This window comes from Sphingobacterium sp. BIGb0116 (assembly GCF_024808035.1).
Taxonomy (GTDB): domain Bacteria; phylum Bacteroidota; class Bacteroidia; order Sphingobacteriales; family Sphingobacteriaceae; genus Sphingobacterium; species Sphingobacterium paramultivorum.
In genome coordinates, this window is the sequence record NZ_JANUDT010000002.1 from 280024 (window position 1) to 295447 (window position 15424).

The 15424-nt window shown below is 40.1% G+C and carries 11 protein-coding genes and 1 pseudogene; 5 read left to right on the forward strand and 7 right to left on the reverse strand.

Annotation, left to right across the window (positions count from 1 at the left end):
* Positions 1-61 precede the first annotated feature (61 nt).
* Positions 62-637, reverse strand: a pseudogene (msrA, locus tag M2419_RS27475) (peptide-methionine (S)-S-oxide reductase MsrA); the annotation flags it as partial.
* A gap of 293 nt (positions 638-930) precedes the next feature.
* A complete protein-coding gene (gene dxs, locus M2419_RS07770; protein WP_259254730.1) occupies positions 931-2883 on the reverse strand; it encodes a 1-deoxy-D-xylulose-5-phosphate synthase in 1953 nt (650 codons plus the stop codon).
* A 73-nt stretch (positions 2884-2956) separates the two neighbouring features.
* Between dxs and M2419_RS07775 the strand changes: the two genes are divergently transcribed.
* The 3 genes from M2419_RS07775 to M2419_RS07785 all read left to right on the forward strand — a co-directional run bounded on the left by M2419_RS07775 (position 2957) and on the right by M2419_RS07785 (position 6477).
* On the forward strand, positions 2957-4375 hold the full coding sequence (locus M2419_RS07775; protein ID WP_259254731.1) for a PLP-dependent aminotransferase family protein: 1419 nt from the start codon (positions 2957-2959) through the stop codon (positions 4373-4375).
* Between the two features lie 76 nt (positions 4376-4451).
* Positions 4452-4967: an N-acetyltransferase gene (locus tag M2419_RS07780; protein ID WP_182331926.1), complete on the forward strand. Its 516-nt coding sequence runs from the start codon at positions 4452-4454 to the stop codon at positions 4965-4967.
* A 211-nt stretch (positions 4968-5178) separates the two neighbouring features.
* Complete coding sequence (locus tag M2419_RS07785) at positions 5179-6477, forward strand: hypothetical protein (protein WP_182331928.1); 1299 nt, start codon at positions 5179-5181, stop codon at positions 6475-6477.
* A gap of 152 nt (positions 6478-6629) precedes the next feature.
* Here the strand turns inward: M2419_RS07785 and M2419_RS07790 are convergent, their stop codons facing one another.
* A complete protein-coding gene (locus M2419_RS07790) occupies positions 6630-7031 on the reverse strand; it encodes a helix-turn-helix domain-containing protein (RefSeq protein ID WP_259254733.1) in 402 nt (133 codons plus the stop codon).
* A gap of 929 nt (positions 7032-7960) precedes the next feature.
* Between M2419_RS07790 and M2419_RS07795 the strand changes: the two genes are divergently transcribed.
* Both M2419_RS07795 and M2419_RS07800 read left to right on the forward strand, forming a co-directional pair.
* Positions 7961-9301, forward strand: a complete 1341-nt coding sequence (locus M2419_RS07795; RefSeq protein WP_259254734.1) for a M60 family metallopeptidase — start codon at positions 7961-7963, stop codon at positions 9299-9301.
* 172 nt (positions 9302-9473) lie between these two features.
* A complete protein-coding gene (locus M2419_RS07800; RefSeq protein ID WP_075992803.1) occupies positions 9474-9803 on the forward strand; it encodes a YegP family protein in 330 nt (109 codons plus the stop codon).
* 108 nt (positions 9804-9911) lie between these two features.
* On the opposite strand, the gene M2419_RS07805 is transcribed toward M2419_RS07800, so the two are convergent.
* The 4 genes from M2419_RS07805 to M2419_RS07820 form a co-directional block, all read right to left on the reverse strand.
* Entirely contained in the window at positions 9912-12032 is a 2121-nt protein-coding gene (locus M2419_RS07805) for an ATP-binding protein (protein WP_259254735.1), read from the reverse strand.
* 147 nt (positions 12033-12179) lie between these two features.
* Positions 12180-12698, reverse strand: a complete 519-nt coding sequence (locus M2419_RS07810; protein WP_182981731.1) for a methylated-DNA--[protein]-cysteine S-methyltransferase — start codon at positions 12696-12698, stop codon at positions 12180-12182.
* 119 nt (positions 12699-12817) lie between these two features.
* Entirely contained in the window at positions 12818-14131 is a 1314-nt protein-coding gene (locus M2419_RS07815; protein ID WP_259254736.1) for a sensor histidine kinase KdpD, read from the reverse strand.
* Positions 14132-14274: 143 nt separating this feature from the next.
* Positions 14275-15369: a PAS domain-containing sensor histidine kinase gene (locus tag M2419_RS07820; RefSeq protein WP_153844628.1), complete on the reverse strand. Its 1095-nt coding sequence runs from the start codon at positions 15367-15369 to the stop codon at positions 14275-14277.
* Between the last annotated feature and the right edge of the window lie 55 nt (positions 15370-15424).

Sequence of the window (15424 nt, forward strand, 5' to 3'; positions counted from 1 at the left end):
CTTTTTCGGGGTTGGCATTTCGCGCAAGTTTAAATAAATCAGGGCTTATATGGCAATAACCGCCAGGGTTTTTGTCCAGGTATTTTTGATGATAAGCTTCAGCATTATAATAATTCTGTAAAGATTCTATTTCCACCACGATTTTGCTGTTGTATTGACTTGCTAAAGCAGCTATTTGTTCTTTGATAACAGCGGCATCATCCGCATTGGTATAATAGATTCCTGTACGGTATTGTGTACCGATATCGTTGCCTTGTTTATTTAATGAAGTTGGATCAATTGTTTTGAAGAAAAGGTCTACGAGAAGCTTTAGATCGACAAGCTCCGGGTCGAAGGTTACCTTTACCGTTTCGGCAAAACCTGAGGTTCCTGTCGAAACTTGTGCGTATGAAGGGTGCTGAAGGTTTCCATTGGCATAGCCAACTTCGGTTGCGGTGACCCCGCGGACTTGTTTAAAGAAATGCTCAGTTCCCCAGAAGCATCCTCCGGCAAAATAGACAACATGATCTTTTTGATTTATAGTATTCATAGTATTTTGTATTGACGGTTTTGAATCTTTCCCTTTTTGTGAAAAGCAAACCTTGCTGATTAGAAATAAGCCAGTCGCTATAGCAAGGAGGACGAATAAGTGTTTCATGGTATGAATTGCTACATGAAAGAAACAACATTGTTTCTTTCATGTAAGCCACAAACACCGTACCTTTCTGGATGTTTGTCTTAGAAGATATAGGCAGTTTTGGCTCTTATAGATTCTTTTTACAATTGAAAGACGAAGTAAGTCTATGAAAGGCATGTCCTGACAAAAAGACCTTTTAGGAAAGCTTCGCAAGCTGAATGTCTGACAGGGTTGGTCCTATGCTGTTTACATCCTATGATCAGACCAAATGATAGTTTAATCTATATTGTTTAAGCACTACTATTGTGACTAAGTTAACTGTTTGGGGAAGACTCGTTCGGCTTAAGGCTACACCCTGAGCCTGCCGATTCGAGCGGACCCGTGTATAGCTGTCTCACCGTGGCGATAATAGCCTGCTTGTCGTAGTGATAAAGTTGGTGAAGCTGTTGCTGTGTACCCTGTACTGCAAAAGTATCGGGCAAGCCAAGTCGCTTCAAGGTCGCTGAGTAGCCATGTTCGGCCATAAATTCCAGCACTGCAGTTCCTACTCCACCAGCTATACATCCATCTTCAACAGTGATGATATAGGAATATGATTGGAATACTTCATGTAATAACGCTTCGTCGAGCGGTTTAAAGAACTGTAGATCATAGTGCCCAACCTGCATGCCTTCCCGGAGCAGTTCGTTGCAGGCGTCCTGTGCATATTGACCAACGGGCCCAAGAGAGAGTATGGCAATGTCTTGCCCTGAACAAAGCCTTCTTCCTTTTCCAATTTCAAGTCTTGTACATTTGTCTGATTGCTTCTCTCGACTACCTGGGCCTTTTGGGTAGCGGATTGCAAGCGGTCCGTCAAGAGTGATGTCCTGAGCCGTGAACAACAAATTTTTAAAGTCTGTGAGCGTCATGGGCGAAGCGCCGGTGATGTTGGGTATGCAGCGGAGAAAAGCAATGTCGAATGCCCCCTGATGGGTGGGACCATCGGGACCGACAACACCGGCCCTGTCGATACAGAACACGACCGGTAATTTCTGTAAAGCGACATCGTGGATTAGCTGATCATAGGCGCGTTGTAAGAATGTCGAATAAATCACACAGAAAGGAAGTAGCCCATCAGCAGCAAGGCCGGCAGAAAAAGTAATGGCATGCTGCTCGCAGATACCAACGTCAAAAACGCGGTTAGGCATCTGCTGTTTCATTGCAGTCAGCCTGCTGCCGGAAAGCATGGCCGGGCTTATAGCGATAATACGGCTATTACGTTGGGCGAGCTGTATCAGCGTTTCGCCCAGCACTTGCTGAAAAGTCTCGTTGTGGAGTTGCGGTAACTGGTTTTCTAACCGTATACCTGTCAGCTTGTCGAATTTCCCTGTGGCATGCCATTCCACCTTGTTTAACATGGCCGGTGCAAAACCTTTTCCTTTTTGTGTTACACAATGCACTATTTTGGGTCCCGGGATATGCTTCAACTGCTCGAAAATTTTGATAAGCTTGTGGAGGTTATGACCATCCACTGGTCCAAAATAACGTATACCTAAGGCCTCGAAAATATTGCTCGATGCAAATAGCCCTGTTTTTATCAATTTCTCTATTTTTCTAATCGCAGCAATTGACCATTGTGTCCGATCTTTATGGGGTAACAGCAGCTTTTTGATCTGTGATTTGAACTGATTATAGGCTTGCCCCGAGGTCAGGTCGGTCAGATAGTTTTGTAGGGCTCCCGTACCGGCATCAATAGACATATCATTGTCATTTAATATAATCAATAGGTTAGGCTGTTCAAAACCTATATTATTTAAAGCTTCGAATGCCAGGCCGGCAGTCATGGCGCCGTCGCCTATAACAGCGATGTGTTGACGGCTGTTATCACCCTTATACCTGGCTGCGCAGGCCATACCCAGAATTGCTGATAGGGATGTGGAAGAATGACCTGTACCAAAGGCGTCAAAGTTATTTTCTTCCATAACAGGAAATCCGCTTATACCGCCTAGAAGTCTATTCGAATGGAAGCGAGCCGCTCTCCCCGTGAGTAATTTATGGACATAAGCCTGATGACCAACGTCCCAGATCAATTTATCCTTAGGGGTGTTAAATACATAATGAACTGCTATAGTAAGTTCTACAACTCCAAGGCTTGAACTAAAATGACCGCCATGTGTAGCAATATGGTCAATGAGGAAGTTTCTTAGTTCCTGACTTAATTCGGGTAATACCTCCTGTGGAAGAGCACGTAATTCGCTGGGGCTGTTGATTTGATAATTACCTGTCATTTCTTTTTTAGACAAATTTAGATTGATTAAATTTGCGATACAGGTACAGTATAGGTAAAAGTGATCAATACAGATGAAGAGCTATAAATTTGAAATTTTTACACAAGCAATTGAGAAAAATATAAAATCAGGAGTCTATAAACCGGGGCAAAAGCTGCCTTCAGTACGCGAGTTTAAAGATTACTATGGTTTAAGTATGAGTACTGTTCAGTCAGGTTATGAGTACCTTATGATTATTGGTTTGGTGGAGAGTGTTCCGAAATCTGGCTACTATGTCAGTGCGAAGAATGAAATGCTGGCAGAACCGGAAGGGCGTCGACGTCCACCGGTAGTAAGGGATGCTGTCTTTGAACAAGGGCTTGGTCTGACAACAGCGTCACCTGTGGGGCGGGGTTTTTCGGAATTTAATGTTGCTGCCCCGGGGGATCTTCTTGTTCCGCAAAAACTTTTACTTCGGACCATGCAGCAGGTCATTCGGGAACAAGGGGCAGGGTTACTGCGCTATTATCCATCTAATGGTTCGGTACAATTGAAGGATAATATTATCAGGCGTGCGGCTTCCTATCAGACCTTGCTGCATGCAGATGAATTGCTGATCACAGATGGTGCCTTACAGGCTTTGTATATCGCCTTGGCTGCTGCATGTGAAGCCGGAGATATTGTTGCTGTGGAAAGTCCATGCGTATTTTCTGCGTTAGAGGTCATTCGGGTGCTCAAACTGCGCGTCATTGAAATTCCTGTTCTTGCTAAAGATGGTTTTGATATAGACTTTTTTAGAAAAGCATGTCAAGGAAATGCTGTTAAAGCAGTCGTCCTAACACCGAATTTTCATAATCCAACAGGTATTTTGCTTTCAGATGAACAGAAAATTGCTTTATTGGCGATTGCTCATCAATATCATGTTGCTGTAATCGAGAATGATATCTATGGTGACCTGAACTTTCAGGGGAGCAGACCATCCACACTTAAACAATTTGATGAAAGCGGATTGGTTATGACGTATTCATCGTATTCAAAAACCCTGGCACCTGGAATTCGGCTGGGCTGGTTAAGCACAGGGCGATTTCTGAAGGATGCTGAACAGATCAAGTTTGCATTGGGCAGTACAGTTTCTCCTCTGAATCAGGAGACCGTAAACCGTTTGATCGGTAGCAGCAGTTACGATCGGCATATTCGTTCACTGAAGATGCAACTGGCAAAAAATGCCTATCTGGCCACCAACCTAATCGCTTCCAGTTTTCCTGAAAAAACCAAAGTGATCACACCTGCAGGCGGGTATAATCTTTGGGTTAAAATGCCCGAAAGTACAGATATGGCGGATTTTTACGCGCAGTGTGAAAAAATTGGTGCAAGATTTACGCCGGGCTATACGTTCTCTTTTTCGAATACTTTTGAACATTATTTTAGGTTGGTCATCGCGGATAAGTTTTCTGATAAACGAATAGAAGCGATCCAGCATATAGGTCGTTATTTATGTGGGAGCCTGTACTGATGCTAAATGAACAATGTGTATCGAATAATAGCAAGTGATAGCATGTACATTTGTGTATTTAATAGTAGATGCACATATGAATATAGTCACAAAATTTACGGTAGCAACAGAGCAGGGAATTGAAGCGTTGTCAATGCTCACCAAAACTCTAGCCCTAGAAAAATTCGGCAGCTTAGTGGAGCCAGCTGAACTAGATAATTACATTGTTGATAGTTTTAATTCCAAAACCCTTGTCAGCGAAATAAACAGTATGTCAAATCAATGGCTGGTAGTATATGCTAACGATCAGCCGATGGGTTATGCAAGAATAACCTCAAAAGGGCAGAAGCCGAAAGGCCTGGCAGGTAAACGTGTGATTCGAATCGCGGATTTCGGTGTCTGCCAGCATGAGGCTCTGCAGCAAATGGAGGCATCATTAATGAACAAATGTCTTGCCGTCTGCAGTACCTACGACGTGATTTGGATCAATGAACCCTTAAAAAGTTCGTTGATAGGACTTTTTGAACAGAATGGATTTGTAAAACAACCAGGTATTAGCAGACTCGATGGATTGAACTTGGAATCAGCAGTATATCTCAAGAATACTTTGTAGTTCAAAGAGTCTTTATAATGATGTATAAACACAGCATCGTCGATGTTGAGCAAAAAAGTACACAGATTAAGTGTGCTTTTTTTTGTTTAATGATAGATATTTTAGTGATATAATGTGTATTTTTAGCAATTAGAAAGAAGATGTTTGTCAAATTCTAACAATCTCTTTTTAACCAAAAAATATCATTTATAACCGTTTTCACAAGTGTTTAATGAAGAAAATATCTATAACGTTTCTATATCTTTTGCTCAGTGCATTAGCGCTTGGACAAGAATCTAAGGAGACAAAGCCAGACAGTATTGTTCAATATTTTAGTGAAATTAAAACTGCAACTAAAATTGGTTATTCGTTATGGAATAGAGATTTATATGATGATATTATTTTGGTGAACCCTGAGACACGACAGCTATTTAGTAATAACTTTGGTGCTGATAGTTCGTTTGTGCAATATAAAAATAGCTATATTGCTAAATTGCCCGACAGTGTAAATATTGCCAATACGTCTTTAACGTGGAATGGTCGCACTTGGGCGATGATTATGTTGCCTTTATCTAAAGATTATTATGCACGGATCAATTTGTTGGCTCATGAATTGTTTCATTCCGCACAATCGGCTTTGGGATTTGTTCAAAATAACAGCGAAAGTACTCATCTCGATCAAGAGAATGGACGGATATACTTACGTTTAGAATTGGAGGCGCTTAAAAAGGCGGTTTGTTCAGACGCGCAAGATGAACAACGAATGCACTTGAAGGATGCTTTGATTTTTCGGAAGTATCGAAATTCACTTTTTCCAGGCTCTGCCCATATTGAAAATCAATTGGAACTTAATGAAGGGATTGCAGAGTATACCGGAGTAATGATCAGTGGGAGAGATAAAGAAAAAACAAAAAAACATTTCATTGATGTAATAGACAGATTTTTCAAGAACCCCACTTATGTAAGGTCTTTTGCCTACAATACCACGCCCATCTATGGATATATAATGAGTTTAAAGGATCCGCTTTGGAATCAAAAGATTTCAGTAAATACAGATTTAACTGTATTCTTTATGCGCGAATTGAACATTGAACTTCCGAAAGATCTTGCAGCAACAGTAAAAGCCATTACAGCGGAGTATAATGGAAAACAGATATTCACAGAGGAACAACTACGAGCGGAAAAAATAAAGAAGCAAATTGCATTGTATCGTTCCTTGTTTGTGGATCAGCCTCATATGACCATTAAATTTGAGAAAATGAATGTGTCTTTTGATCCGAGAAATATCCTCCCAATCACAGATTTGGGAACTGTTTATCCAACCATAAGGATCGCCGATAACTGGGGGATTCTAGATGTCAAAAGCGGGGCGCTCATGGCGCCCAATTGGGATAAAATAACCGTTAGTAGGCCTACTAAAATCGAAGGACAGCGAATAGAGGGTGAGGGTTGGGTGATGCAACTCAAAGATCAGTATACTGTTCAAAAGGACGAATCGCTGAATAATTACAAGCTTATCAAAAAGCAGTAGCTGCTCTATCTTGATTTTTATTCACTGTGCAGCCTTATTGAATCAATATTAAATGTTGGTAAATGCATGAGTATCATGAAACATCATAAAAAGGTTTACCTAAAGATATTCAATTTTTAACTATCGAAATGAGAGATAGTCGCTGGGCAAGTTTAAACATAATCCAATGCGTTTAATGCTCTAAATTTTCGCGGACTAAGACCAGTATGTTTTTTGATAAACCGTGTTAATGATGCCGATGAACTAAAACCATAATACGAAGTCAACTCTTTAATCGGAATCTCCGTAGAAGCTAGTTTTTTAGCAATCTCACTTGCAACAATTTCCTTGACGATCGTGCTGGGTGAAGTTTCATTACTTGAAAGCATCAATCGATGTAACGCTATTCTTGATATATTGAGCTTTTTCAAGTAGAATTGGAGGTCCCAGTGATTCTGAGGATACTGGTGAATAAGGTTTTTAAATTCTACTAGAATGGGGTGTTCTGCTAGCAATGCTGAATTTTGATCCAATTGATTTAACGTTTCGTTTTGTTCCTTTATGTTGTTTTTCATGTTTTAAGATAATCGCTCGTTATTGCCGCACTACAGTGTCTAGGGCTATAGTTTAGGTTAAGTGTTCCATCAATCTTGTTTGAACGCAAGCAAAATTAGCGTATTAATTTCATAGTGTACTTTTCGAATTTAACGATTCGCTTTTTAAAATTATAATTTTTTATCACCGATTGTGGTAAAACTAACCTGCAGCAGACTATCACTGGAAAAATAGGCGGATGAATAAAAACCTGATTCCAATAACAGAGAAATCGCTTTTTTTACTCTAATTTTTGACTGCTATTTTTTATGATTTTATTGTTCATTATTCTTTGTAGTATAGGTGTTTGTGTTTGTTATCTGTATTAAAAGTTAAGTATTAAAATAGGTTGGTTATAACTTTTTGTTATACTTTTTTTTAGGAGTTTTTAAACTTCACGTAATGATTAATCTACGTCAAGAGAATGATATATAATTTTATTGATGGTAACAGATGTGATGATCATGTGCTGCCATGTTAGTCCTTTATGATGTAGTGTTCGAGGGAATAGCGTTGGGGCTGTGTAATTAGTTTGAATAACATCTAGCTTCTATAGCAGTAGAGAATAGGGGTGTTACTCGTTTCTTATCATTTTTTTAAAACAGATTTTCTTTATAATTATTTGAAATTCATCATAGCGAAAAGGTTTTCGTTGATTGTGCAAACGTTTGATGTGGAGTGGTTGATTATTTTTCTGTACAATATATTATATCTTGCTTTTAGATTATGAACTAAAATACTTTGCTGAAGGTGAGGTGAATTCTTTGCATGGATCATCTGGTTTTCAAGTTTCGATGAACCATAAATCGATCAGAAAAATAAAAACTTCGAAACAGCCGCTGAGGCTTTGAAGGATGATCGAAAAGAAGTGCGGACAATTAATACAATTTATAAACTTTATTTAAAAATTATGAGAAAGACCGTGTTTTCTTTAATCGCGATTTTAGTGATCGCTATGACCACTTCCTGTCGGAAGGATGGGAGCTTAATGTACACTTTGCTGAACGGCTCCAGTGGAGAATCCTTAGCAATAGCGGATTCGGTCCAACGATTTAAAGTAAGTCCTTCGGCTGCAACTGAGGTTGATAGACTTCAGTTTCGAGCAAATCATAATGAGATGCAAATGACCGGATTTTATGTGGCACCAAACAGTTCCATAACGATAAAAGTAAAAGTCAACTCGGGGACTACAGCGGCACGCTTAGCGATCGGGACGCCTTTTAGAGACAATATTCGACCAGTACGGCAGTATTTTAATCTCCAGGCAGGTACGCAAACGTTCACAGTGGATCAATACGGGGGTTTGGTTTATGTGATTTATACAGCTGATAACTACACAACAACTGGAGAAATAGAGCTTTCTTTTGGCAAGGGCTTTATCCCGGTACCTTACTTTCAAAAGGGAATTACCACCCATGAGCAATGGGTAGCTACATTGGATTCGTTGAAAAATACAGTGCCGGATGTCGTCTTCTCGTCAGATCACACCATTATGGTAACCAAAATTGCTGATGCGCTGCTGTATAAGAACGAAGATCAACAGCTTATTGTGGATAGACTGGATTCAATTATTGGTTTTTCCAATCGGATCAGTGGTTTGAATGGTACGAGTGGAGTCCATGCCATACCATATAATAAACACCTGATTACCGTGAGAGATTCGAGTGCAGGTGGTTATATGGCTGCCGGTATTTCTATTTATTTTACCGATGCTTTATCTTATCGTATGTTGCAGCCAAAATACCTGTCCAATACAAATGGATGGGGAATATGGCATGAAGTAGGGCATACCTATCAACAAAAAGCTTGGACCTGGGGCAATCTGACAGAAACAACCGTGAATGTCTATTCTCTAGCCAGTGAAAGGGGATTTGGATTGCCGGTAAACCGGGTGACTGCCAATAATTCCTGGCCTAAATTGACGACTTACTTTCAGAAAAACATCGCGGACCGCAACTTTAATTCAGGGGATAATGATTTGAAAATGATTATGTTTCATCAGATTTGGCTAGGATTTGGTGATGATTTCTACATCAAACTTAGCAAAATTACCCGCGAGAACAGACCTGCAGTTTCAACAGACGCAGAAAAAATGCGCTATTTTATGCTATCGGCATGTCAGATTGCACAAAAAGATCTTTCGGATTTTTTTAGAAAATGGGGTTTTAAAGTCGATGAATCTGTCTATACGGCGATAAGTAATCTGAATTTGCCCGCTCCTACACAAGATTTAACCGCGTTAAGAGATTAAACAGTCTTGCGTACTGTGACGTTGAATCTGTTAGAACAGATGTATAGGAAGTATGTGCCTTATTGATGATAAAAAAATTAATCGTTGTTTTACAATAAAAACATTGAAAAGTATTATCTTTAGTATGGAAGTTAATTCCGATAACCACATATTTATTTAATTAATTGAGAAAATGGGTAAATTTGAAGTAAAAACACGGAAAAATGGAGAATTTCAGTTTAATCTAAAAGCTGGAAACGGACAGGTGATTTTAAGCAGTGAAGGTTATACAACTAAAGCCAACTGTTTAAATGGCGTTGAATCTGTAAAAAAGAACGCTCAGGACGATAACAAATTTGATCGTAAAACTTCTACGAACGGTAAGCACTACTTTAACCTCAAAGCTACCAATGGCCAAATTATTGGAACCAGCGAGATGTATGAAAGTGCAAGTGGTATGGAAAATGGTATTGAGTCTGTCAAGAAGAATGCGCCTGATGCGACGGTTGAGGAGATAGCCTAAGTCTATTTTCAAATGCCGGACTACTACACGTAAGTGTAAGCAGTCTGTCAATAATAAGCACGTAGGATTTGATAGTAAAGAGCCGGGTAAAAACCGGCTCTTTTGCGTTTATTTTTCTACTGTCGGGAGTGGGATGGAAAACCAAAAACTACTGCCCAAACCCACGGTGCTATCAACTCCTATCTGACCCGCGTGTTTTTTGATTATTTCAGCGGAAATATAAAGCCCCAGTCCAAGCCCCGAGTAAGATTTACCTTCGTGATTAGCTCTATAATATCGATCAAAAATAAAAGGCTGTACTGCCGGATTAATTCCTTCACCTTGATCTTTGACGGTTATTTTGATACGATCTTGAAGCTGTTCAACCGTAATATTGATTTCTCTCGATTCTGGGGCATATTTAACGGCATTGTTGACAAAATTTACAAGGACTTGTTCAAGACGTTGTTCGTCGGCAAAGATATCTGCATCGAGATCGCCGGTAATATTAACTTGATGGTTGCCTTGGGATATGATATTGTGGCAACTGGAGGTAAGTATCTTTGATGCCTTGAAGGTTGTTTTTTCGAGATGAAGCTGCCCTTCACTTATTCGATGCATATTAAGAAGGTCGTCAACAAGTGTAACGATCTTTTTGATATTGACAGCAGACTGATCAATAAGTCTTGAAATGATGTCACTTCCGGTTTTGTCCTTGAATCGTTCCAGCAGTTGAATCGTTCCCTTTAATCCCGTGACGGGCGTCTTTAGTTCATGGCTGGCAATGCCCAGGAAATCATCTTTTTGTGACTCATAATTTTTCCGTTTTGTGATATCCGCCACTACACCAATGAGGTGAGTCGCATTACCTTCTGCATCGTATTTGGGAAGACCCGACGCATTGATCCAATGCAACGATCCATCAGGCCAACGGATGAGATATTCAGCGTGATAAGTGGTCTTGTTCCGGATAGCATCCTGAACTTTTTGATAGACCATTTCGCGGTGCTCAGGGACGATGCTTTGCATGAGGACATCATAGTCAAAGCGATCGTTTTTAGTGAGACCAAAATTGAGTTTACAGGTTTCCGAGCAGTCCATTTTACCTGTTCTTATATCGCGATTGTAAGAACCAAGTTCACCAGCTTTTAGTGCAATTTCCAACTGATAGTTGAGGGCTTCAAGGTGTTCGTTTCTTTTAATACGCTCCGTAACCTCATTGGCGATGACAATAATAGACTCCGTTTCGCCTTCATCATTTTTCAACGGCTCATAGGTGAAATCAAAATAATGATCGCCCAATTCCCCCATAGACTCAAGTCTTGCGTAGGCAGTGTCTCCAATATAGTTTTGGCCAGTAGTAAAGACATCATCCAATATCCCCAAATAAGGCTGTCCCTGTAATTCCGGAAGTGCTTGTGCTAGTGGTTTGCCGAGAATAACCTCTGTTTTGCGCCAGAGTTTGAGCATCATATCGTTGGCAACTTCAATGACTAATTCACGGCCTGTTAAAATCGCAAAGGCTATTGGGGCCTTATCTATAAAGGATCTGAATCGACGTTCACTTTTTTTGAGGTTTTTGTTGAGCAGCACTGTCAAATCATAGGATTTGTTGAGCTGGCTATTGGTACGATAAAGTTCATCGTTGGCAAGCTCCATCTCGTCATTAAGCTCGAGCAGCCGTTGTTGCATGGTTGCCATAGTAATATTGACACCCTCAAGCTCATCAATTTTATCTATGGAAGAACTTCGAAGCTCGATTTGATCCATTGCGGTCCGAGCAAGACCTTCTAATATCTGTCGATCAGCCGCAGTGAAAGCGCGCGGACGTTTGTCGATGACGCACAGTGAACCGATCATAAAACCATCATGGGTAATAAGTGGTGCACCTGCGTAAAACCGTAGTCCAAAATCACCAATTACATTTGGATTGGTCAGTAAGATATCTTCTTTCAGTGTATCTTCAAAGACCGTTACTTTCTTGTCCAGAATAGCTAGACTACACAAGCTTTGCCCTCGATTCGTTTCCTTTGTGGTGCCCATGCCAATATTTGCTTTGAAATAGACAGATTCTGCATCCACCAGTGAGAGCAATGCAATAGGGGCATTGAAGATTTGTGTGGCTAATTTTGCAATTCCATCAAAGCTGGCTTCAGAAGGGGTTCCAGTTATTTTATAGCGTCTGAGGGCATTCAGTCTGTCATGTTCATTTTCAGGCATTATATCCATTCCAAACGTATTCTCTATCATAGTGAACGTGTAATTCTTTTCATAAAGATATAGTTTTAATTACAAAAGCGGAGATGCAATTTTTTTTCTCTTCATCGGCAATTCAAAGATTCCCTGAAATGATTGGAATGCCGCAGGAATGATGTGCTCCAAGGCTAATAATCAGCGTTAAAGATCGAATAGTGTTGGGGTCTGATAGTGTTGTTCAAGGTCAAGCAGGATAGACTTATTGCGAATGCCCCCGGCAAAGCCCACAAGCTTCCCTGAGGTGCCAACTATCCTATGACAGGGGGCAATGATGGCTATAGGATTTTTATTCAACGCGCCACCAACGGCACGGACAGCTTTGCTGTCGCCAAGTTGCTGCGCCAGCTGACCGTAAGTCCTGGTTGTACCATAGGGAACACCTAAAAGCACTTCCCAGACCCTGATCTGAAAGGCTGTTCCCTGAAAATCAAGCGGAATATCAAATATCTTTCTTTTTTTTGCAAAGTACTCATTCAGCTGCAGTTCTGTCTGTATTAAAACTGGAGCCTGTTCATTGTAGGTTGCTGTAGGAAGTTTTGTGCGGATATAATCCTTGTCCGCCCAAACTAAACCTGAAAGTCCCTTTTCGGTAGCGATTAAGTGTATAGGACCAACTGGTGTGTCGATGATTTTATATTCATAATTGGCTTTTACTTCCATATTTCCTTTGCGTCAATGTGCGTTAGGGGTAAATCTACAAAAATGAACATATATTGAAGCACATAAAGTTTCTCGCCCGGAAATAATTTTACAAAAAAATTTCTAAACCTATATTTGAGTTAACAGCATGTAGGCACTTCGACATTGGTTTGCGGCTTATGGCTGGGGCAGGATGGCAATCCCACTGTAAAAACCGATCCCTTATTGGGGGTACTTTGGATGTTCACAACACCTTTGTTTCGTTCAATAAGATCCTTGCATAAGACAAGACCCACACCCGATCCGGGCTCGTCTTCTGTGCCAAAGGACTTTTGCTGAATCTCATTAAAAAGTGCAGCAGACTTCGAGGGGTTAATCCCTATTCCTTCATCCTGAATATGAATATGTGTATAGGTTTCATCCATGCTGGTGTAGATGTTGATATTCCCATTCACATAGCTGAATTTGATCGCATTGCTAATCAGGTTGCGTAAAATAATGATGGTATGATCCCGATTGGCAATTATCTGCGTGTTGTTAGGTATATCAATATTGATTTTTAGTTGTTTAGATTGTGTGTTCTCATTAAAAACTTTAATAATTTGTTGTATCATAGGTTTGATTAATTGGGGTGATGCTTTGGTATTCATACCCTGCATACTGCTGCTGCCCCATTGTAGTAAATCATCCAGAGCTTGATTCTGCTGCGTAATCTGCTGATAGATCTGTTGGATATATTCCTGGGAGGCCGTACTATCGAGCATCTGATTACGAAACATAAATACCAGTGCTTCCAAGTTGGCAAAAGGACTTTTGATGTCGTGCGCGATAATAGAAAAAATTTTTTCTTTGTCCCGATTCATGGATTCTAAGTTGAGGCGTTGCTGCTCAATTTTTTTCATATTCTTATAGATGATATCAAGAAAGAAGTTGACCGCAACGACCATGAAAGCAAGTGCATTGATAATATTGAAAACAGATCTGGATCGTGGAACTTGCTGGCTCAGGGGAAGTATATCAGGAAGCAAATATAACAGTAAAATCAGGAAAGCTACCGTAATACAAAGGACTATATGGATCTTTCGGTTGTCATACATTAACATCGAGACAATCAAAGTGCACAATAAAAAATATTCGCCGCCATTTTTATAAAGTAGTGCCCCAGCGAAGAAAAACACAGAATTACTTGTCAATAGTGTTGCCTTCGCGATATTGTGTTTCCCATAATATTGAAGCAGAAGGACCGTAAACGAACAAATAGAATTGGAGAAATTAATCGCCGATAAAACATAGCGGTGGTCGATAAGATTGAGGATCGAAAAGAAAATTGTCGGAAATAAACATAACAATGCAATCAAATTTATCATGTGCACACGTTTGAAATCGATGTATGACATGCCCGGATGTGCACCAATATGGGAAAATAGTTTCCAATATTTACGAAAATGATTCATAGAGACGTGTCTGATTTTGCTTACAATTTCTAAACACTCAAAATTAGCCATAAATCAGCAGTCCAACAATGATTTTTCTTGAAAGCAGTTTAAGATTGGCAAAATCTGCCATGAAAGGAAGATAAAAGGGCTATGTCGCTTTATTAATTTGGGAAAAATAAACGGATTTCGGTTCCTTGGTTTTCCTTACTGAAGATGGCCATCTGCGCTTTGAGTCTTTCAAGAATTTCCTGAACGATAAACAATCCGATGCCTTTTCCCTGGTAATCCGTTGAATTTGAACCACGGAGTCTTTCCATGCGGATATTTTCGAGTTCATGCTGCGGAATACCGATACCATTGTCTTTGATGATATATAACACACCGTTCGTTACTTTTTCACTATATATATGCACCGTTGCTTTCTTATTGGCCGAAGAGTATTTGACGGCATTGTTGATCAAGTTTGTAAAGATTTGGTAGATTGCATTTTGATCGCTGTTTACTGGAAAAAGGTCACCAAAGATAAGTTCAGTATGTGGGCTACGATATAATAATTTGGCTTCCCGGCACCAATTGGGCAATGTAAGATCTAAACGAAGAGCTTGTTTCCGTAGTCTGTTAATTGGAGCAAGACTCAGTTCGACCGTTTTGTCGATAATATCAGCAATGTTTTCAAGTGATTGATCAATGACATCGTACAATTCGAGCCGCCTATTGGACTGCATATCCAAATGTTCTTTTAGCACACCTATGCCCAATTTAGCAAGAGCCAAAGGATTTTTAGCATCATGTGATAGCGTATAGGATATCATGCGCAGGTTGGTTGCGGGATTGATTGTTATATTTTCTTGATCTTCAGGTTTCTCTTCGTGTATCTTATGCGTGACATCTGTGGCTGTGTGGAGGATGGAATAAGTTCGGCCACGCTTATCAAAGAGGGGCCTATATTCAAAATCAAAATAACGTTTGATCTTGAAATCACGGTCAATGATCGTTGCAGGGGTTTCAAATGCCTTGTAGGTGACACCGCTCTCCCAGACATTACGGAGTATATCTGTAAATCCTTCTTGGGTAAAAACCGGAAAAACCTCTCCAAAGGAATGTCCAAATATTTCGTTTTCTGTACGCCACATATTTAGCATTCGCGAGTTGGCGAATGCGATATTGAGGTTCGAATTATCATAAATGGCAGTTGCAATCGGCATCTGATTTAATGCTTCAAAAAAAATCGGAATATCCTTTTGAGGTTTTTGCATATTGGGTATTTAATGATCATCTGCTTACCGCAGTGCGACCGTAAAATTAATCAAA

What these genes read in the sequence shown, in the direction of transcription:
- dxs (WP_259254730.1), bottom strand. Translation starts at nt 2,883, where the DNA reads ATGACAGGTAATTATCAAATCAACAGCCCCAGCGAATTACGTGCTCTT.
- M2419_RS07775 (WP_259254731.1), top strand. Translation starts at nt 2,957, where the DNA reads ATGAAGAGCTATAAATTTGAAATTTTTACACAAGCAATTGAGAAAAAT.
- M2419_RS07780 (WP_182331926.1), top strand. Translation starts at nt 4,452, where the DNA reads ATGAATATAGTCACAAAATTTACGGTAGCAACAGAGCAGGGAATTGAA.
- M2419_RS07785 (WP_182331928.1), top strand. Translation starts at nt 5,179, where the DNA reads ATGAAGAAAATATCTATAACGTTTCTATATCTTTTGCTCAGTGCATTA.
- M2419_RS07790 (WP_259254733.1), bottom strand. Translation starts at nt 7,031, where the DNA reads ATGAAAAACAACATAAAGGAACAAAACGAAACGTTAAATCAATTGGAT.
- M2419_RS07795 (WP_259254734.1), top strand. Translation starts at nt 7,961, where the DNA reads ATGAGAAAGACCGTGTTTTCTTTAATCGCGATTTTAGTGATCGCTATG.
- M2419_RS07800 (WP_075992803.1), top strand. Translation starts at nt 9,474, where the DNA reads ATGGGTAAATTTGAAGTAAAAACACGGAAAAATGGAGAATTTCAGTTT.
- M2419_RS07805 (WP_259254735.1), bottom strand. Translation starts at nt 12,032, where the DNA reads ATGATAGAGAATACGTTTGGAATGGATATAATGCCTGAAAATGAACAT.
- M2419_RS07810 (WP_182981731.1), bottom strand. Translation starts at nt 12,698, where the DNA reads ATGGAAGTAAAAGCCAATTATGAATATAAAATCATCGACACACCAGTT.
- M2419_RS07815 (WP_259254736.1), bottom strand. Translation starts at nt 14,131, where the DNA reads ATGAATCATTTTCGTAAATATTGGAAACTATTTTCCCATATTGGTGCA.
- M2419_RS07820 (WP_153844628.1), bottom strand. Translation starts at nt 15,369, where the DNA reads ATGCAAAAACCTCAAAAGGATATTCCGATTTTTTTTGAAGCATTAAAT.